This is a genomic window from Serratia sp. SM04 (assembly GCF_040280225.1).
GTDB lineage: Bacteria > Pseudomonadota > Gammaproteobacteria > Enterobacterales > Enterobacteriaceae > Serratia > Serratia sarumanii.
Map to the genome: position 1 here is coordinate 181633 of NZ_JBEOQT010000004.1, position 19926 is coordinate 201558.

General features: G+C 62.4%; 16 protein-coding genes. 2 read left to right on the forward strand and 14 right to left on the reverse strand.

Annotated elements, in window-relative coordinates; all coding sequences use genetic code 11:
* From apaG to lptD, 5 genes are all read right to left on the reverse strand, one after another.
* On the reverse strand, positions 1-378 hold the full coding sequence (gene apaG / locus ABTW55_RS08380; RefSeq protein ID WP_016929119.1) for a Co2+/Mg2+ efflux protein ApaG: 378 nt from the start codon (positions 376-378) through the stop codon (positions 1-3).
* Positions 379-390: 12 nt separating this feature from the next.
* On the reverse strand, positions 391-1209 hold the full coding sequence (rsmA, locus tag ABTW55_RS08385) for a 16S rRNA (adenine(1518)-N(6)/adenine(1519)-N(6))-dimethyltransferase RsmA (RefSeq protein ID WP_033637076.1): 819 nt from the start codon (positions 1207-1209) through the stop codon (positions 391-393).
* Entirely contained in the window at positions 1202-2194 is a 993-nt protein-coding gene (gene pdxA, locus ABTW55_RS08390) for a 4-hydroxythreonine-4-phosphate dehydrogenase PdxA (protein ID WP_033638664.1), read from the reverse strand. The genes rsmA and pdxA overlap by 8 nt, the downstream gene beginning before the upstream one ends.
* The gene (gene surA, locus ABTW55_RS08395) at positions 2181-3482 is read right to left on the reverse strand and encodes a peptidylprolyl isomerase SurA (protein ID WP_033637077.1); all 1302 of its coding nucleotides are present in this window, start codon (positions 3480-3482) and stop codon (positions 2181-2183) included. The genes pdxA and surA overlap by 14 nt, the downstream gene beginning before the upstream one ends.
* A 65-nt stretch (positions 3483-3547) precedes the next feature.
* Entirely contained in the window at positions 3548-5908 is a 2361-nt protein-coding gene (gene lptD, locus ABTW55_RS08400; RefSeq protein WP_060422486.1) for an LPS assembly protein LptD, read from the reverse strand.
* Between the two features lie 227 nt (positions 5909-6135).
* Here lptD and djlA point away from each other — a divergent pair, with 227 nt between their 5' ends.
* A complete protein-coding gene (gene djlA / locus ABTW55_RS08405; protein ID WP_033637079.1) occupies positions 6136-6957 on the forward strand; it encodes a co-chaperone DjlA in 822 nt (273 codons plus the stop codon).
* Positions 6958-7099: 142 nt separating this feature from the next.
* Here djlA and rluA read toward each other — a convergent pair whose 3' ends face one another.
* The 3 genes from rluA to ABTW55_RS08420 form a co-directional block, all read right to left on the reverse strand.
* The gene (gene rluA, locus ABTW55_RS08410) at positions 7100-7750 is read right to left on the reverse strand and encodes a bifunctional tRNA pseudouridine(32) synthase/23S rRNA pseudouridine(746) synthase RluA (protein ID WP_033637080.1); all 651 of its coding nucleotides are present in this window, start codon (positions 7748-7750) and stop codon (positions 7100-7102) included.
* 57 nt (positions 7751-7807) lie between these two features.
* On the reverse strand, positions 7808-10714 hold the full coding sequence (gene rapA / locus ABTW55_RS08415; RefSeq protein ID WP_033637081.1) for an RNA polymerase-associated protein RapA: 2907 nt from the start codon (positions 10712-10714) through the stop codon (positions 7808-7810).
* Positions 10715-10960: 246 nt separating this feature from the next.
* Complete coding sequence (locus ABTW55_RS08420) at positions 10961-13327, reverse strand: DNA polymerase II (protein ID WP_060422483.1); 2367 nt, start codon at positions 13325-13327, stop codon at positions 10961-10963.
* 214 nt (positions 13328-13541) lie between these two features.
* Between ABTW55_RS08420 and ABTW55_RS08425 the strand changes: the two genes are divergently transcribed.
* The gene (locus ABTW55_RS08425) at positions 13542-14312 is read left to right on the forward strand and encodes a DedA family protein (RefSeq protein ID WP_033637083.1); all 771 of its coding nucleotides are present in this window, start codon (positions 13542-13544) and stop codon (positions 14310-14312) included.
* A 26-nt stretch (positions 14313-14338) separates the two neighbouring features.
* Here the strand turns inward: ABTW55_RS08425 and ilvN are convergent, their stop codons facing one another.
* The 6 genes from ilvN to thiB all read right to left on the reverse strand — a co-directional run bounded on the left by ilvN (position 14339) and on the right by thiB (position 19904).
* A complete protein-coding gene (ilvN, locus tag ABTW55_RS08430; RefSeq protein WP_016929110.1) occupies positions 14339-14632 on the reverse strand; it encodes an acetolactate synthase small subunit in 294 nt (97 codons plus the stop codon).
* A gap of 3 nt (positions 14633-14635) precedes the next feature.
* The gene (gene ilvB / locus ABTW55_RS08435; RefSeq protein ID WP_060422480.1) at positions 14636-16330 is read right to left on the reverse strand and encodes an acetolactate synthase large subunit; all 1695 of its coding nucleotides are present in this window, start codon (positions 16328-16330) and stop codon (positions 14636-14638) included.
* 111 nt (positions 16331-16441) lie between these two features.
* Positions 16442-16555 carry an ilvB operon leader peptide IvbL gene (gene ivbL / locus ABTW55_RS08440; RefSeq protein ID WP_154747116.1) on the reverse strand — a complete coding sequence of 38 codons (114 nt, stop codon included), beginning with the start codon at positions 16553-16555 and terminating at the stop codon, positions 16442-16444.
* 88 nt (positions 16556-16643) lie between these two features.
* Positions 16644-17348 carry a thiamine ABC transporter ATP-binding protein ThiQ gene (gene thiQ / locus ABTW55_RS08445; RefSeq protein ID WP_025301552.1) on the reverse strand — a complete coding sequence of 235 codons (705 nt, stop codon included), beginning with the start codon at positions 17346-17348 and terminating at the stop codon, positions 16644-16646.
* Positions 17335-18942, reverse strand: a complete 1608-nt coding sequence (gene thiP / locus ABTW55_RS08450) for a thiamine/thiamine pyrophosphate ABC transporter permease ThiP (RefSeq protein ID WP_060422477.1) — start codon at positions 18940-18942, stop codon at positions 17335-17337. The genes thiQ and thiP overlap by 14 nt, the downstream gene beginning before the upstream one ends.
* Entirely contained in the window at positions 18918-19904 is a 987-nt protein-coding gene (thiB, locus tag ABTW55_RS08455) for a thiamine ABC transporter substrate binding subunit (protein ID WP_060422473.1), read from the reverse strand. The genes thiP and thiB overlap by 25 nt, the downstream gene beginning before the upstream one ends.
* Between the last annotated feature and the right edge of the window lie 22 nt (positions 19905-19926).

The window sequence follows — 19926 nt, forward strand, 5'->3', positions numbered from 1 at the left end:
TTAATGGATCAGCGTTGGAATGGCTAAGCGAAACACGGGAATAGCGGTGCGGAACGGCTGACCCTGGTGGTCAACCATTTCGTAATGGCCTTCCATGGTGCCCAGCGGCGTTTCCAGAATGGCGCCGCTGGTGTACTGAAACTCTCCGCCGGGCGGAATGACGGGCTGTTCGCCGATCACGCCTTCGCCCTGAACTTCGGTTTGGCGGCCGTTGCTGTTGGTGATCAGCCAGTAACGGCCCAGCAGTTGCACGTCGGTCCGCCCCAGATTGCGGATGGTGATGGTATAGGCGAAGACGTAACGCTCTTCTTCAGGGATCGACTGTGATTCCACATAGATGCTCTGAACCTGAATACACACGCGGGGCGAATCAATCATGACAACAACTCCTTATTGCTGCGGCGCCGGATTGGCTGACAGCCAGTTCGCCAGCTTGCAGTACTGCGCCACAGAAATATTTTCTGCTCTGAGCGAAGGATCGACGCCCAGCTCCGTCAGCTGCTCCGGCGTGAACAGGTCGCCCAGGCTGTTGCGGATGGTTTTCCGCCGCTGGTTGAACGCCTGCGTGGTGATGCGGCTCAGCATGCGCACGTCGCCCACCGGATTCGGCAGCACGCTGTGCGGCACCAGACGCACCACGGCGGAATCGACCTTCGGCGGCGGCGCGAACGCGGTCGGCGGCACTTCCAGCACCGGAATGACGTTGCAGTAGTACTGCGCCATTACGGTCAAACGCCCGTAGGCCTTGCTGTTCGGGCCGGCCACCAGACGGTTGACCACCTCTTTTTGCAACATAAAGTGCATGTCGCGGATTGCCTGAGTATAGCTGAAAAGGTGGAACATCAGCGGCGTCGAAATATTGTACGGCAGGTTACCAAATACGCGCAGCGGTTGGCCAGCTTCCTCGGCCAGTTCGGCGAAATTCACCGTCATGGCGTCCTGCTGGTGGATGGTCAGCTTGTCTTTCAGCCGCGGGTGGTTTTCCAGCCGGGTGGCCAGATCGCGGTCCAGTTCGATCACCGTCATGCGGTCCATGCGCGCGCCGACCGGCTCGGTCAAGGCGCCGAGGCCGGGGCCGATCTCGACCACCGCTTCGCCCGGCTGCGGGTGAATGGCGGAGACAATGCTATCGATGACAAACTGATCGGTTAAAAAGTTTTGTCCAAAGCGTTTGCGGGCAAAGTGCCCTTGGTGGACTCTGTTATTCATTACAATTAATTATCATTTTAATGGCGAGATTCAGGGCCGTTTGGAAACTGCCGACATCGGCGGTGCCGGTGCCGGCCAGTTCCAGAGCGGTACCGTGGTCGACCGAGGTGCGTATGAAAGGCAAACCGAGGGTGATATTCACCGCGCGGCCGAACCCTTGGTATTTTAGCACCGGCAGCCCCTGATCGTGATACATCGCCAGCACCGCATCGGCATCTTGCAGATATTTGGGCTGGAACAGGGTGTCCGCCGGCAGCGGGCCGACAAGATGGATGCCCTCAGCGCGCAGCGCGTCGAGCGCCGGGATGATGGTGTCTATCTCTTCGTGCCCCATATGGCCGCCTTCCCCGGCGTGGGGGTTCAGGCCGCAGACGTAAATGTGCGGCCGGGCGATGCCAAATTTGGTTTTCAGATCGTGGTCGAGGATGCGGATGACTTCGAACAGGCTCTGTTGCGTGATGGCGCCCGGCACCGCCAGCAGCGGCAGGTGGGTGGTCGCCAGCGCCACGCGCAGCTCTTCGGTCGCGAGCATCATCACCACGCGATCGCAGCGGCTGCGATCGGCAAAGAATTCGGTATGGCCGATAAACGGCACGCCGGCGTCGTTGATCACGCCCTTGTTCACCGGGCCAGTGATCAGCGCGGCGAATTCGCCGTTCAGGCAGCCGTCGCAGGCGCGCGCCAGGGTTTCCACCACGTAGGCACTGTTGCCGACGTTCAGCTCCCCGGCGGTGACCGGCTGAGCGAGCGGCACCGGCAGCACGGTCAGCGTGCCGGCGCGTTGCGCTTCGGCCGGTTGCTGCGGCTGGTAGTCGCGCAGCGTCAGCGGCAGGCCCAAACGCTTGGCGCGTTCAAGCAGCAGGGCCGGATCGGCGCACACCACCAGCTCAACAGGCCAATCCTGTTGCGCCAGCGCTGCCACCAAATCCGGCCCTACCCCGGCGGGTTCGCCGGGGGTAATGACGACGCGTTTATTGCTGTGCATCGCTGCCATCGAGGATCTTCACGTAAGCCTGGGCGCGCTGTTCCTGCATCCAGGTCTGCGCTTCTTCGGCGAATTTACGGTTGAACAGCATGCGGTAAGCGCGATCTTTCTGCGCGGCGTCGGTCTTATCCACCTGACGAGTGTCCAGCAGCTGAATCAGGTGCCAGCCGAAGGAAGAGTGGACCGGCGCGCTGATTTCACCCTTGCTCAGCTTCAGCAACGCATCGCGGAAGGCCGGATCGTAGATGTCCGGGGAAGCCCAGCCCAGATCGCCGCCCTGCATGGCAGAACCCGGATCCTGCGACAGCTGTTTGGCTTCGTCGGCAAACTTGGCGCGGCCGCTCTTGATCGCTTCCGCCACGGATTGCAGCTTGGCGCGCGCCTGATCGTCGGTCAGCACCACCGAAGGTTTCAGCAGGATGTGACGGGCGTGCACTTCGGTAACCGACACCGACTGGCTGGCGCCGCGGATGTCGTTCACTTTCAGGATGTGGAAGCCGACGCCGGAACGGATTGGGCCGACGACGTCGCCTTTCTTGGCGCTCACCAGACGTTCCGCGAACAGGGTCGGGATCTCTTGCAGCTTGCCCCAGCCCATGTTGCCGCCTTTCAGCGCCTGAGAATCGGCGGAGTAGGTGATCGCCAGCTTGCCGAAGTCGGCGCCGCTGTTGATCTCACCCACCAGGCGTTTGGCCAGCTCTTCGGCTTTGTCGACCTGCTGCTGCGACGGATTCTCCGGCAGCGGGATCAGGATGTGGCTGATGTTCATTTCGGTGTCGCTGCCGTTCTGCGCGCCCACCTGCTTGGCCAGCGCGTCCACTTCCTGCGGCAGGATGGTGACGCGACGGCGCACTTCGTTGTTACGCACTTCGGAGATCAGCATCTCTTTGCGGATCTGCGAACGGTAGGTGTTGTAGTTCAACCCTTCGTACGACAGGCGGCTGCGCAGCTGATCGACGCTCATCTTGTTTTGCGCGGCGATGTTGGCGATCGCCTTGTCCAGATCGGCGTCGGACACGGTGATGCCCATTTTCTTGGCCATCTGCAGCTGGATGTTATCCATGATCAGGCGTTCGATGATCTGATGGCGCAGCGTCTTGTCGTCCGGCAATTGCTGGCCGGCCTGCTGGGCGTTGAGCTTCACTGACTGCAACAGACCGTTGACGTCGCTTTCGAGTACCACGCCGTTATCCACGACGGCGGCGACTTTATCCACTTCTTGGGGTGCTGCGAACGCGGCATTGGCGCAAACCACCAATCCGAGAATAAGCGTTCTCCAGTTCTTCATACATTTCCCATTATGTAATCCGCAAATGCGGGTGAAAGTTCTCGTTTTCAAAGTGTTGCAAAGCGTCAGAATGCGCGCTGATACGGCAGAATGCCGGAGCGCAGCATTTCTGCGGAGCCGAGACTATGATCGCTGCTCAGGCCGCGCAGTTCGACGTTGAACGAAACTCTGTTGTCGTAAACGCTGGTATTGTTGCTGTTGTTCCAAGCGGTGATCTTGCGCTCATAGCCCAGGGTCACCGCCCAGCAGCAGGTGTTGTACTTCAGCCCCACCAGCTGATCGGCGGATTGCTTGGCGCGGGTGTCGTAGTAATACGCCCCGACCACCGCCCAACGATCGGCGATCGGCCAGCTGCCGGTGATGCCCACCTGCGAGATGCCGTCCTGGAAGGCCGGAACCGTTTTGGTGTTCAACGCCGTCTGGATGTATTCCGGCGTGGCGTAACGGTAGTTCAACTGCACCACGCGCTCGGCGTCCTGGCGGTATTCCACCACGCCGTTGCCCAGCGAGACGCTGTTCAGGCGGGTGTCGTACTGCAGGCCGCCGCGCAGGCCCCAACGATCGTCGATTTTCCAATAGGTATCGCCGGCCCAGGCCACGCTGCCGGTATCGTCGTTGTTGTCGTACCCGGTTACCTGATCGCCGGTGCGCGAACGGCTGAAGTAGTAGATTTGACCCACGGAAGCGTTAAAACGTTCAACCAGCGCGTCATCATAAATGCGGGTGGTCAAACCGGTGGAGACGCGGTTCTGCGAAGCGATGCGATCCAGGCCGCTGTAGGTGCGGTCGCGGAACAGGCCGGAGTAGTCGGTCTGCAGCAGCGTGGTGTCGTAGGTGTAGATGTTGCTCTGGTCGCGGTACGGCACGTACAGGTACTGTACGCGCGGCTCCAGCGTCTGGGTGGCGCCTTCGGCCCAGATCATCGGGCGTTCGAACACCAGCTTGCCGTCGACCTTGAACTGCGGCAATACGCGGTTGACCGAATCATCAAGCTCCGGTGCAACGGCGCCTTTGCGGCTCTGGTAGTTGGCGGCGAAACCGTCAGGAATATCCTGCTGGTAGTGGGTCGCCATCACCTTGGCTTCGGTGTTCAGGCTGGCCCAGCCGTTGGTCAGCGGCAGGTTGAGCGTCGGCTCCATATGCAGACGGGTGGCGTCCGGGCTGTATGGGTTGACGCTGGTGAACTTGGCCGCCTGGCCGTAAATATGGAAATCGAACGGGCCGAGGTCGTTTTTGTAGTAGTTCAGATCCAGCTGCGGCTGAACTTTATACGATTCCGACTGCGAGCGATCGGTATCGTCGTAAATCTGGAACTGCTTGGAACTCAGCGTGGCGTTCCAGTTCTCGTTGGCGTAGCCGAGGCTGAATTTCTGCGTGGCATAGCCGTCGGTGGTGGAACCGTACTTGGAGTCCAGATCGGTGAAGTATTTGGAATCGCTGACCTTGGTGTAGTCGACGTTGAAGCGCCACACCTGATCCATGACGCCGTTGTGGTTCCAGTAGAACAGCCAGCGCTTGCTGTCGTCATGATCTTTGCCGTATTCCTTGTCGTCCGGCAACCAGTCGAACTCCATCAGGCCGAGGCCCGGCTGCACCAGATAGCGGAACTCGGTCTGCCACTGCAGGCCGCGCTTGGACATATAATGCGGCGTGATGGTGGCGTCGTAGTTCGGCGCGATGTTCCAGTAGTACGGCAACATGAACTCGAAGCCGTTGTTGCTGCCGTACTTGGCGTTCGGGATCAGGAAGCCGGAACGGCGCTTGTCGCCGACCGGCAATTGCAGGTACGGGCTGTAGAACACCGGCACGCCGCCGATGCGGAAGCGGGCGTTCCACACTTCCGCCACCTGCTCTTCGCGATCGTGGATCACTTCGGAGCCGACCACGCTCCAGCTGTCGTCGCCCGGCAGACAGGAGGTAAAGGTGCCGTTTTCCAGAATGGTGTAACGGTTGGCGCCGCGCATTTTCATCTTGTCGGCGTCGCCACGCCCCTGACGGCCTACCATTTGGTAGTCGCCTTCATAGACGTCGGTATCTTTGGTGTTCAGGTTCGACCAGGCCTTCGGGCCTTTCAGTTTGATCTGATTGTCGCTGTAGTGCACGTCGCCGGTGGCGGTAACGGTGCGCACCGGCTCCGCCTGGCCAGGGTTTTGCGTCTGGTTCAGCTCGACTTCTTTGGCGGTCAGGGTGCTGTTGCCCTGCTCGATATGCACGTTACCGCTGAACAGGGCGCTTTTCGGATAGTCGGCGCGCGAGTCATCGGCATTGATGGTGACCGGCAGGCTGTTCGGATCGCCGCTGACCAAAGGTTTGTCGTAAACGGGAACGCCAAGCATGCATTGCTCGGCCAGATCAGCCAGCGCGTGCTGACTGTAGAGTGCCGTCCAAATCATCGTGGCCAGCAGTGTTGGGAAACTTTTTTTCATACGCGGTTTTGGTGTTCCGTCATCAGAGGCGTCATGTCCGGCAAACGGTCAGAGACTATATTACTCATCTGCGTTGCGCTAGTGCTAAATCCAGCCGTTTACTTGCGTCGTCGTTAGGCGCAAAGATAAATGACAGGTATGATAATCCAAATTCTGGGAAAAATCGCCTGCGCCCTTTCCTGAAGCGAAGGGGGCGGGCGGCTTTCGGCATGATAATTGAGGAGTATATGCAGTATTGGGGAAAACTGCTCGGCGTCATCGTCGCCATTTGGTCTGGCGCGGGATTCTGGGGTGTAGTTCTGGGGCTGATTATCGGTCATATGATCGATACGGCGCGCAGCAATAAGCGCAGCCGGGGTTTCTTCACCGACCAGCAAACGCGGCAAACGCTGTTTTTCCGCACCACTTTTCAGGTGATGGGCCACCTGACCAAATCCAAAGGACGCGTTACCGAGGCAGATATCCAGATCGCCAGCCTGTTCATGGATCGCCTGCAGCTGCACGGCGAAGCGCGCACCGCGGCGCAGCAGGCGTTCCGCGAGGGGAAACAGAGCCAGTTCCCGCTGCGTGAGACGCTGCAGCAGTTCCGCAGCATCTGTTTTGGCCGCTTCGATTTGATTCGGATGTTTCTGGAAATTCAGATTCAGGCGGCGTTCGCCGACGGCTCGCTGCACCCGAATGAACGCCAGGTGCTGTATGTCATCGCCGAAGAGCTGGGCATTTCGCATGCGCAGTTCGATCAGTTTCTCAGCATGATGGAGGGCGGGCGTCAGTTCGGCGGCGGTCAGCAGGGCGGGTATTCGCAGGGCGGCTATCAGCAGGCTCAGCGCGGCCCGACGCTCGACGATGCGTGCAAGGTGCTCGGCGTGCGCAGCAGCGACGATGCCGCCACCATCAAACGCGCCTACCGCAAATTGATGAGCGAACACCATCCGGATAAGCTGGTGGCGAAGGGCTTGCCGCCGCAGATGATGGAAATGGCCAAGCAGAAAGCGCAGGAAATTCAGGCGGCGTACGATCTGATCAAACGCGAGAAAGGCTTCAAATAACGATACCCGTCATACTTCGAGCTGCAGGTGTGTTGGCTGCCTGCGCTTACCCCGGTTACGTACTTTTTGTACGCTCCCGGGGCAGCGCTTAGTTGCCGCCTTCCTGCAACTCGAATTATTTAGGGTATCCCTGAGATTAGCCTCAGAAATCCGGTTCGGCGCGAAAGTGCATCGGCGTCTGGAAGGCGGGGTGGGTGATGCGCAGCTCTTGCGCATGCAGCTGCAGCCGCGGCGCCATCGCCTTGGCCTCCGGCGGGGCGTAGAAACCGTCGCCGAGGATCGGATGCCCCAGCGCCAGCATGTGCACCCGCAGCTGGTGCGAGCGGCCGGTGATCGGCGTCAGCTTTACGCGCGTGCTGCCGTCGGCGTCGCGTGACAGCACCTGATACTCCGTCTGCGCCGCTTTGCCGGTGTCAAAACACACCTTTTGCAGCGGCCGGTTCGGCCAGTCGCAGATCAGCGGCAAGTCCACCAACCCTTCGTCATGCGCCATATGCCCCCAAACGCGGGCGATATAGGATTTCTTCGGTTCGCGTTCGCGGAACTGACGCTTCAGCTCGCGCTCGGCGGCCTTGTTGAGCGCCACCACGATCACCCCGCTGGTGGCCATGTCCAGCCGGTGCACCGATTCGGCGGCCGGATGATCGGCCTGAATGCGGGTCATCAGGCTGTCTTTGTTTTCCGGCGCGCGGCCGGGCACCGACAGCAAGCCGCTGGGCTTGTTGACCACCATGATGTGTTCATCCTGATACAGGATGTGCAGCGGGTCCTGCGGGGGATTGTAGGGTTCCATCTTGGCTCCGCGAAAAGGGCCGAACGGGGAGGCGGTTGCCGCCCCGCGTCGCGCCGGTTACTGGTGGGTGACCACCACCAGACGAATGGCGTCGAGACGCCAGCCGGCTTCATTAAGGTTGGCCAGCACCTGACGGCGGTTGAACTCCAGCGCTTCGACTTCGTCGTCGCGGATGTTCGGGTTGACCGCCTTCAGCGCTTCCAGACGCGCCAGCTCGGCGCTGAGCTTGTCGTCCGCCTCTTGCTTCGCCTGTTCGATAAGCGTGCGCGCCTGCGCTTCCACCAGGCTTTCCGCCTGCTGCAGCATGGCGTGCACGTCTTGCTGCACGGCGTTGACCAGCTTGCTGGAGGTGTGGCGGTTGACCGCGTTCAGCTGGCGGTTGAAGCTTTCGAACTCGACCTGCGCCGCCAGATTGGTGCCCTTGCGATCCATCAGCATGCGGATCGGCGTCGGCGGCAGGAAGCGGGTCAGCTGCAGGTGCTTCGGCGCCTGAGCCTCCACCACGTACACCAGCTCAACCAACAGGGTGCCGACCGGCAACGCTTTGTTTTTCAACAGGGACACCGCGCAGCTGCCGGTATCGCCGGACAGGATCAGATCCAGGCCGTTGCGGATGATCGGGTGTTCCCAACTGACGAACTGCGCGTCTTCGCGCGACAGCGCCCGATCGCGATCGAAGGTGACGGTGCAGCCGTCCTGCGGCAGGCCCGGGAAGTCCGGCACCAGCATATGGTCGGACGGCGTCAGCACGATCAGGTTGTCGCTGCGGTCTTCCTGGTTGATGCCGACGATGTCGAACAGGTTGAGCGCGAAGCCCACCAGATTGACGTCGTTATCCTGCTCGGCGATGGCGGCAGCCAGCGCCTGGGCTTTGTCGCCGCCGTTGGAGTGCATCTCCAGCAGGCGGTCGCGGCCCTGTTCCAGCTGCGCTTTCAACTGATCGTGCTGCTGGCGGCAGGCGTGGATGAATTCGTCAAAGCCTTCCTGTTCGGTCGGCGCGGCCAGATAACCGATCAACTGCTCGTAGCAGCTGTCGTAGATGGTGCGGCCGGTCGGGCAGGTGTGTTCGAAGGCGTCCAGCCCCTCGTGGAACCAGCGGCCCAGCACCGCCTGCGCGGTGTGCTCCAGGTAAGGCACCATGATTTGGATATCGTGCATCTGGCCGATACGGTCCAGACGGCCGATACGCTGTTCCAGCAGGTCCGGGTTGAACGGCAGATCGAACATCACCAGCTGGCTGGCGAACTGGAAGTTGCGGCCTTCGGAGCCGATCTCGGAACACAGCAGCACCTGCGCGCCTTCCTCTTCGGAGGCGAAGTAGGCGGCGGCGCGGTCGCGCTCGATAATCGACAGCCCTTCGTGGAACACCGCGGCGCGGATCGCTTCACGCTCGCGCAGCACCTGCTCCAGCTGCAGCGCGGTGTCGGCCTTGGCGCAGATCACCAGCACTTTTTCGTTGCGGTTGGCCAGCAGGTAGTCCAGCAGCCACTCGACGCGCGGGTCGAAGTTCCACCAGGTGGCGTTTTCGCCCTCGAATTCCTGGTAGATCTGCTCCGGGTACAGCATGTCGCGCGCGCGCGCTTCGACGGACTTCTTGGCGCCCATGATACCGGACACTTTGATCGCGGTCTGATACTGGGTCGGCAACGGCAGCTTGATCTGGTGCAGGTTGCGGTGCGGGAAGCCCTTCACGCCGTTACGGGTGTTGCGGAACAGCACGCGGCTGGTGCCGTGGCGATCCATCAGCATGGAAACCAGCTCCTGGCGCGCCTGCTCGGCGTTGTCGCCTTCGCTGTTGGCGGCTTTGAGCAGCGGTTCGATGTCCTGCTCGTCGATCAGCTCGCCCAGCAGATTCAATTTGTCGTCGGCCAGGCGTTTACCGCTCAGCAGCAGGGTGACGGCGTCGGCCACCGGGCGGTATTTCTGCTGCTCGGCGACGAACTCGCCGTAGTCGTGGAAACGGTTTGGATCGAGCAGGCGCAGGCGCGCGAAGTGGCTCTGTTGGCCCAGCTGTTCCGGGGTGGCGGTCAGCAGCAGCACGCCGGGGATATGCTCGGCCAACTGCTCGATCACCTGATATTCGCGGCTCGGCGCTTCTTCGCTCCAGGCCAGGTGGTGCGCTTCGTCGACCACCAGCAGATCCCACTGGGCGTCCGCCAGCTCTTCCAGGCGCTGCTTGTTGCGGCGCACGAAGTCCAGCGAGCAGATCACCAGCTGTTCGGTTTCGAACGGGTTGCTGCTGTCGAGCTTGGCTTCGGCGTAGCGGCTGTCGTCGAACAGCGAGAAGTAGAGGTTGAAGCGGCGCATCATCTCCACCAGCCACTGGTGCTGCAACGTTTCCGGCACCACGATCAGCACGCGCTCGGCGCGGCCCGCCAGCAGCTGCTGGTGGATGATCATGCCGGCTTCGATGGTTTTGCCGAGGCCGACTTCGTCCGCCAGCAGCACGCGCGGCGCATGGCGCTGGCCGACTTCATGGGCGATGTGCAGCTGGTGCGGGATCAGGCTGGCGCGCATGCCGCGCAGGCCGGCGAACGGCAGGCGATACTGCTCGCTCTGGTACTTGCGCGCGCGAAAACGCAGCGCGAAACGGTCCATGCGGTCAATTTGGCCGGCGAACAGGCGATCCTGCGGCTTGCTGAAGGTCAGCTTGCTGTCCAGCAGGACTTCGCGCATCGCCACGCCGCTCTCCTGGGTGTCCTGGCGGGTGCCGATATAGGTCAACAGACCGTTTTCCTCTTTCACCTCTTCCACCTGCAGCTGCCATCCTTCGTGGCTGCTGACGGTATCGCCCGGGTTGAACATCACGCGGGTGATCGGCGAATCGTTTCTGGCATAGAGGCGGTTTTCACCGGTGGCGGGGAAAAGCAGGGTAATCATGCGCGCGTCCAGCGCCACGACGGTGCCCAGTCCTAATTCGCTTTCCGTGTCGCTGATCCAGCGTTGACCAAGAGTAAAAGGCATATATTGTCGGCTCGATTCTTTGTAAGTAAGTCTTGTTACCGGGCGGGAAGGGCCGCGGCACCTGTACTGAACGTCTGCTATCCCGGTTTGTTTTAAATTTGACGGGCAATAGCCATTCACGCCATGCAGACGTCGCGAGACGGCAGGGCTAAGCGTGGTTCAGTTTTGGGAAGGGCGCTATGGTAATGGAAGGCGGCGCGTTCGTCACCTGCAAAACCGGATGATTTTTCTTAACCTGGCGCAATCTCAAAACAGCCCCATCTGCCCGGTGACCAGCGTGGTGAAATCGTCGTGCAAGAAAGGGAGTATAGCGTCTGCCACCGGTTGCAGCTGGCGTTCGAGGTAATGCTGATAGTCGATGGGCGAATGGCGCGTTTCCAGCGGTTCCGGCCCGGCGACGGTCATCACGTAGCTGATCCAGCCGCCGTTCTGATACTGCAGCGGCCGCCCCTGGCTGCGGTTGTAATCGTCGGCGATGCGCGCGGCGCGGGCGTGCGGCGGCACGTTGCGCTGATAGTCGTCGAGTTTCCTGCGCAGGCGCTTGCGGTACACCAGCTGATCGTCGAAGTCGCCGTTCAGTGTTTTGCCGACGTAGTCGCGCACATAGTCCTGGTAGGGTTGCCGTTTGAAGATGCGCTGATAGAGCTGCTGCTGGAACTGCTGCGCCAGCGGCGTCCAGTCGGTGCGCACCGTTTCCAGGCCTTTGTACACCATCTCTTCCTCGCCGTCGGCGCGCGCGATCAGGCCGGCGTAACGCTTCTTGCTGCCCTGTTCGGCGCCGCGAATGGTCGGCATCAGGAAGCGGGAATAGTGGGTTTCGAACTCCAGCTCCAGCGCGTTCTCCAGCCCGAACTGCTGCTGCAGATGCTGCTGCCACCAGGCGTTGACCCGCTGCACCAGCGCCCGGCCGATCTGCGCCGCCTGCTGCTCGTCATGCGGCTGTTTCAGCCACACGAAGGTGGAGTCGGTATCGCCGTAAATCACCTGATAGCCTTCGGCTTCGATCAGCTCGCGGGTTTGACGCATGATCTCGTGGCCGCGCAGGGTGATCGACGACGCCAGCCGCGGATCGAAGAAGCGACAGCCGCTCGATCCCAGCACGCCGTACAGCGCGTTCATGATGATCTTCAGCGCCTGCGACAGGGGCTTGTTGTGTTGGCGCTTGGCGGCCTCGCGCCCTTGCCAGATCTGCTCGACGATCGCCGGCAGGCAGTGTTTGCTGCGCGAGAAGCGGGCGTTGCGAAAGCCGGGCACCGAATCGGCGTCGTTTGGGTGGCGCATGCCTTCCACCAACCCGACCGGATCGATCAGGAAGGTGCGGATGATCGACGGGTACAGGCTTTTATAGTCCAGCACCAGCACCGAATCGTACAGGCCTGGCCGGGAGTCCATCACGAAGCCGCCGGGGCTGTGTTCCTCCGGCTGTTCGCCGAGGTTGGGGGCGACAAAGCCCAGGCGGTGCATGCGTGGCATATAAAGGTGGCTGAAGGCCGCCACCGATCCGCCGCTGCGATCGGCCGCCAGCCCGGTGACGGTGGCGCGTTCCAGCAGGAAGTTGAGCAGATCGGCCTTGGCGAAGATGCGCGTCACCAGCTCGCAGTCCTTCAGGTTGTAGCGGGCCAGCGCCGGCTTGTCTTCGGCGAAGCGCCGGTCGATCTCCGCCATGCGTTGATAAGGGTTGTCGATCGCCTTGCCTTCACCCAGCAGTTCCTGCGAAACGTACTCCAGGCTGAAGGAGGGAAAGTTCCAGGTGGCGGACTTCAGCGCTTCGATGCCGTCGATGATCAGACGGCCGGCGGCGGCGGCGAAAAAGTGGTTCTGCTTGAAGCCGTGCTCGCGCCACTCCAACAGGTTGCCGCCGCGCCCCAGCCGCAGCGGGATTTGGTAGCGTTCGGCGTGCTTTTGCAGCACCCGCAGATCGAACTGCACCAGGTTCCAGCCGATGATGGCGTCGGGATCGTGGCGCTCCAGCCACGCGTTGAGTCGTTCCAGCAGTTGGGGGCGGCTGGCGCAGTATTCCAGATCGAAATCCAGCGGCGCATCGCCGCCGTTGGCCGGCCCCAGCATGTAGACCTGCCGCTGGCCGCAGCCTTCCAGCGCGATGGAGTAAAGCTCGCCGTGGGCGGTGGTTTCGATATCCAGCGACACCAGCCTGAGCGTCGGGCGGTAGTCCGGCGCCGGCTTCATCTGGCCATTGAGCAACGGCCCGCCGCCGTTGGCCTGGCCGTTGAACCACACCGGCGCGGTGATGAAGCGCTCCATCAGATAGCGTTCGGGCGGGCGAATGTCGGCCTCGTAGACCGTAACGCCGCCTTCCCGCAGCAGTTTTTCCAGCTTGATGAGCTGACGGTGCTGGCGGCAGTACAGCCCCAGCATCGGGCGGTGATGAAAATCCGTCAGTGCCAGCGGTTTCAGTTCCACCTGCCGTTCTTCGCGCAGCAGCAGTTCCGCGCGCGGCTTTTGTTCGGCGGGGATAAACGCCACCGAGGTTTGCGGCGGCAAGCGCAGCTGACGCGGGCCTGCGTCGGTCGCCAGCCAAAATTCGACCTCGGTGCCGGCGGGCGTGTCGCGCCAGTGGCGAGTGAGCAGGAAACCCTGTTGCAGTGCTGTCATAACCCCTTCGTCTTCCGCCGGGCGGCGTGCGCGACATTCAGCGAGATGTCGGTTTTGGCGCTAATATAGATAAATTATAGTATGTGTTTTTATACAGTCATTGTCCATCGGCGTTCGGCGCTGCCAAATACGCATACAATTCATCGATTGACTCGCCAGCGGCGGCGCTGGAAAATCCTCGGCCCCGTTTGGCCGAATAATCCGCAGAGGTGTAATGGAAGCCTATTTACAAGATTTGATCACCCAGTCGCTGGCTTTCACCCTGATGGTCGTCCTGCTGGTCGCTTTTCTCGAGTCGCTGGCGCTGGTGGGGCTGCTGCTGCCCGGCACGGTGATGATGGCCAGCATCGGCGCCCTGATCGGCAGCGGCAAGGTGGACTTCTACTACGCCTGGGCGGCGGGGATCGTCGGCTGCCTGCTCGGCGACTGGATCTCTTATTTCGTCGGCCGCGCCTTCAAGGGGCCCTTGCACCGCTGGTCGTTCCTGAAGAAGAACAAAGCGCTGCTCGACAAAACCGAACACGCCTTGCACCAGCACAGCATGGCGACCATTCTGATCGGCCGCTTCGTTGGCCCGACGCGCCCGCTGGTGCCGATGGTGGCCGGCATGCTCGATCTGCCGCCGTACAAGTTTGCCTTGCCGAACATCATCGGTTGCCTGACCTGGCCGCCGGTCTATTTCTTCCCCGGTATCCTGGCGGGCGTGGCGATCGACATTCCCGCCGGCGCCAACAGCGCGATGTTCAAGTGGCTGCTGCTCGCCGCGGCGCTCACGATCTGGCTGGCGGTGTGGCTGAGCTGGCGCTGGTGGCGTGAGGATAAGCGCAGCGCCGATCGGCTGAGCCGTTGGCTGACGCCGCTGCGGCTGCGCGTGGTTTGCGGATTGAGCTGGCTGGCGGCGCTGGCGGTCGGTTATCTGCTGAGCCAGCAGCCCTTGATGCCGGTGTATCGGCACCTGCTGTGGCAGGTGCTGTCCGGGCAATGATTGCGGGGGCGTAAGCCCCCTTCGTATTACTGGAAGAACGCTTCCAGCTGTTCAAATACCCGCACGTCTTCGCTGTGGCGCTTCACCTGCAGCACGTCTTCCAGCTTTTCCACCTGGCTGATCATTTGCTCCAGCCGCTGATCGTCGGCGACCAATAGCCAAATGCGGCTCTGCTGGCCGTCCTTCAGCGGCAGACACAAAATGCCTTCTACGTTGAACGCGCGGCGAGCGAACAGCCCGCAAACGTGCGACATGACGCCGGGATGGTTGCGCACGGCCAGCTCCAGGATCACCTGGGGTTTATCTTGTGGTTGCAGCATGGCTTATTCTCCAATCATGTCGATGTTGGCGGCGCCCGGCGGCACCATCGGGAACACTTTTTCGTTGATATCGATCAGCGCGTGGATCAGGCAGGGACCCGGGCGTTGGATCGCTTCGGCCAGCGCCGCCTGCGGATCTTCCGCGGCGTTCAAATCGCAGGTATCCAGCCCGAATCCGGCGGCGATCTTCAGGAAGTCGGTGCGCTTCGGATAGGCGGCGGCGAAGATGCGCTGCTGGTAGAACAGGGTTTGCTGCTGGTGCACCAGCCCCAGCGCCTGGTTGTTCATCAAAATGATTTTCACGTCCAAATCGTGCTCGACCGCGGTGGCCATTTCCTGAATGTTCATCATCAGGCTGCCGTCGCCGGAGAAGCACAGCACTTTACGCGCGGGCTCCGCCAGCGCCGCACCGATCGCCGCCGGCAGACCGAAGCCCATGGTGCCCAGGCCGCCCGACGTCAGCCACTGGCGCGGCCGGCTCAGCGGATAGGCCTGCGCCACCCACATCTGATGCTGGCCCACGTCGGTGGTGATAATGGCGCTGTCGTCCACGCAGCGCGCGGCGGCCAGCACCAGGCCGTAATGGCTCAGCGGATCGTCGGCGTTTGGCATGTTGAACGGGAACTCGCGCTTCAGGTCGTTGACGGTGCTCAGCCACGCGCTGCGCGGCTGCGTGTCGATCTGCGGCAGCAGCTGTTGCAGTACCTGGCCGACGTCGGCATGGATCGCCACGTTGGCCTGCTTGACCTTGCCCAGCTCGGCGCGGTCGATATCCACGTGAATGATGGCGGCGTTAGGGCAGAACTGCTCGGTTTTGCCGATTGCCCGATCGTCGAAGCGCGCGCCCAGCACGATCAGCAGATCGGCCTCCTGCAGAATGAAGTTGGTGCTGCGCGCCGCGTGCATGCCCAACATGCCCAGCGACAGCGGGTGTTCCACCGGCATCGCCCCCAGCGCCATCAGCGTCATGGTGGTGGGCAGACCGGCGCGCTCGGCCAGTTCCAGCGCCTGCCGGTGAGCGTCGGCGCAGATGATACCGCCGCCCAGGTAGAGGATCGGGCGTTTCGCCTGGTTGATCATCGCGGCGGCCTGCGCAACTAGCGCCGGATCGAAGGTTGGGGCGGCGTCCGGCACGGCGATCGGCGGCAGCTCTTCCAGGGTGATGGTGGCGGTTTGCACATCTTTCGGCACATCGATCCAGACCGGGCCGGGGCGGCCGGATTCGGCGATGCGGAACGCGTCGCCGATCACCTGCGGCAGCTCGCGGATATCGCGCACCAGATGGTTGTGCTTAGTGATCGGAATGGAAATGCCGTAGGTGTCCACCTCCTGGAAGGCGTCGGTGCCGATCATTGAGGAGGGCACCTGACCGGTGATGCACACCAGCGGAATGGAGTCGAGCTTGGCGTCGGCGATGGCGGTGACCAGGTTGGTGGCGCCCGGCCCGCTGGAGGCGATGCACACCGCCGCTTTGCCGTTGGCGCGCGCCATGCCCTGCGCCATAAAGCCCGCGCCCTGTTCGTGGCGCGCCAGCACGTGGTGAATGCGGGTGCTTTGGCTCAGCGCGTCATACAGCGGCAGCGCGGCGCCGCCGGGGATGCCGGCGACGGTGGTGATACCCTGCCGCTCCAGCAGATGAACGATCAATTGTGCGCCGGTGAAGCTGGTGCCCGGTTGAGGCGTGCCCGAAGTTGCCATGTTCCTGTCCTTTCTCAAGGCCGGTGAGCTTTGCTGGGCAGGGTGCTAAAACAAGAAACCCCGCCCGGTTTGCGCCGGCGGGGTTTGGGAATCGATGCGTTGATTCGGACCCTACGGCGCATTGCCGACGACCACCACCACACGCACGACGACCACCGCGGCTGGTAGCGCGGTAACTAGTAGGGTCGAAGTCAGCGAGGATGCGATCACAGGGAACCTTATCATCAGTAAAAAGAGTCAGGTTTTTATAAAAACACAGGCGCAAAATTCGCACAACAGGTTTATTGGCGCAGCATAAAAAACGCGCGTCAGATCACGCTTTACCCGAAATGCCCAGCACGCGCGCTTCGGGCGCGCTGCCGTCCAGCAGCGCCTGCGTCGGGCCGTCGTAATAGATGCGGCCGTCTACCACCAGCAGCGTGCGCGGGGCGATGCGCGCGGCGTCGTCGAGGTTGTGCGACACCATCAGCAGCGTCAGGTTGCGCTGTTCGCACACCGTCTGCAGCAGCTGCAGCATCTCGTTGCGCAGCGCCGGATCGAGCGCCGAGAAGGGCTCGTCGAGCAGCAGGATCGGCCGTTGGCGAATCAAACAGCGCGCCAGCGCGGCGCGCTGACGCTGGCCGCCGGAAAGCTGCGACGGCAGGCGCTCCAGGTGCTCTTCCAGGCCGACCTGACGAGCGATATGCGCCCGCTGTTGGCGCTGCTGCTCAGTCAAGCGCAGACCGGGATCCAACCCCAGCCCGATGTTCTGCGCTACCGTCAGGTGCGCGAACAGGTTGTTCTCCTGAAACAGCATCGACACCGGCCGTTTGGCCGGCGGTGTGGCGGTGTGGTCTTCGCCGTTCAGCAGCAGCCGGCCGCTGGCCGCCGGCAGAAAACCGGCGATCAGGCTCAGCAGGGTGCTTTTACCGGCGCCGCTGGGGCCGAGCACCGCGACGCGCTCGCCCGGCTGGATGCGCAGATCAAAGCGCATCGGCAGGTGTTCATACAGATAGGTCAGTTTTTCAAGCGTCAGCATGGCGCCCCGGTAAGCGTTCGATCAGGGTAAACAACAGGAAGCACAACAGCAGCAACAGCAGCGCGGTCACAGCCCCGTCGTTGCTGCGGTAGGCGCCAATCTGCTGATACAGGTAAAAAGGCAGGGTACGGAAATGCTCGTTGCCAAACAAGGCGACTACGCCGAAATCGCCGATCGACAGCACGCAGGCGAAGGCCAGCGCCTGCGCCAGCGGGCGGCGCAGCGCGCGCAGTTCGATCAGCCGCAGCCGTTGCCAGCCGTGGATATCCAGCGACAGGCACAGTGGGTTGTAGCGTTCGGCGAGGTCGCGCATCGGGTTCTCCAACACCTTCAGCGCATAGGGCACCGCCATCAGCGCATTGGTGAGGATCACCAGCGCATAGGGTGACTGCGGCAGCCCGATCGTATCGCTCAGCAGCAGGAAGAAGCCGGTGGCCAGCACGATACCCGGCATCGCCAGGATCACCATGCCGCTCAGCTCCAGCGCCTGGCCGCCGCGCAGATGCTGCCGCAGCTTCAGCTCGCGGCTGCTCCACAGCAGCATCATCGTGAGCGCCACGCACAGCAGCCCGGCGCCGAGGGCGATGCGCAGCGACGTGAACAGCGCCTGCCACAGCACCGGCTGGCGCAGCACGCTGACGATAGCCTGATTGGCGCCGTCGGCGATCACCGCCAGCAGAGGCGGCAATAACAGCAACAGCGCGGCGGCGATCAGCAGAAAATCGCCGACGCGCCGCCACAGGCTGTCTTCCGGGTTGCGCCAGCGCTGGGCGTGGGTATGGCCCACCGGCAGCGCCTGGCTCAGCCGCTGGCTGATCAACACCAGCCCCAGACAACAGCTTAACTGGATCAGCGCCAGCATGGCGGCGCGGCCCAGATCGTAGTCGTAACTCAGCGCCTGGTAGATCGCCAGTTCGATGGTGGTGGCCTGCGGCCCGCCGCCCAGCGACAGCACGGTGGCGAAGCTGGCGAAGCACAGCATGAAGATCAACGCGCCGCTCGGCAGGATCTGGCGGCGCAGCGCCGGCCATTCGACGAAGCGGAACTGCTGCCAGCCGTTCATGCCCAACTGGGCGGCCAGCTGGCGCTGCTCCACCGGAATGTTCTCCAGCGCCTGCAGCAACAGGCGGGTGGCCAGCGGCAGGTTAAAGAACAGGTGCGCCAGCAGAATGCCCTGCAGGCCGTAGGGCGAAAAGCCATACTCGACGCCCAGCCAGCCGCACAGCGTCGCCAGCCAGCCTTGGCGCCCATAGACGCTGAGCAGGCCGAACACCGCCACCAGCACCGGCAGCACCAGCGTCATGGCGCACAGCCGCAGCAGCAGCTGACGGCCGGGGAAACGGCGGCGATAGAGCGCGCGTGCCAGCAGAACGGCGGGCAGCACCGAAATCAGCGCCGACAGCAGCGCCTGCCAGAAGGTGAAGCGCACCACGTGCCACAGGTAGCTGTCCTGCCACAGGCCGCGCCAGTCGCTGCCCGGCGCGTGACGCCACAGTGAGCCCATCGCCAGCGCGGCGACCAGCAGGATCACGCCGGCGGCCAGCAGCCCCGGCCAGAGCCAGCGGGGGATCAGCGGCTGACGGCGGTTTGCCATGCCCGGATCCAGCCGCTGCGTTGTTTGGCCACCTCTTCGGCGCTGTATTGCAGCGCGGTCTGCGGCACGTTCATCTGCTCAAAGCCGACGGGCAGTGGGGTGTTGATCACCGGGTACATCCAGTTGCCGGTCGGGATGGTGTTCTGGAACGCCGGCGTCACCATGAACTGCATGAAGCGCTCCGCCAGCTCAGGCTGTTTGGCGGCCTTCAGCTTGCCCGCCACTTCCACCTGCAGGTAGTGGCCTTCGCTGAACGTGGCGGCGGCGTAGAGATCTTTTTTCTCTTCGATCAGGTGATAGGCGGGAGAGGTGGTGTAGCTGAGCACCAGATCGCCTTCGCCTTTCAGGAACAGGCCGTAGGCTTCGCTCCAGCCTTTGGTGACGGTGACGGTCTTCTTCGCCAACTGCTGCCAGGCGGCCGGCGCCTTGTCGCCATACACTTTTTGCATCCACAGCAGCAGGCCGAGGCCCGGCGTGCTGGTGCGCGGATCTTCGTAGATCACTTTCCAGTTGCGATCGCTGCTGACCAGCTCCTGCAGGCTTTTCGGCGGGTTCTTCAGTTTTTCTTTGTTGTAGACGAAGGCGAAGTACCCGTAGTCGTAAGGCACGAAGGTCGCGTCCTGCCAGCCGCCCGGCACCGTCAGTTTGGCGGTGTCGACGCCGCTCGGCGCGAACAGGCCGGTTTGCTGCGCCGCCTGCAACAGGTTGTTGTCCAGCCCCAGCACCACGTCGGCGGCGCTGTTCTTGCCTTCCATGCGCAGGCGGTTCAGCAGCGAGACGCCGTCTTCCAGCGCGACGAACTTCAATTCACAGTCGCACTCGGCTTCGAAGGCTTTTTTCACCGCCGGGCCGGGGCCCCAGTCGGCGGCGAAGGAATCGTAGGTGTAAACCGTCAGCGTCGGCTTGGCGAACACCGGCGCGGCGCACAGCAGCAATAAGCAGGGCAGATATGTTTTGACCACGTTGCACTCCTGAAAAATAAGG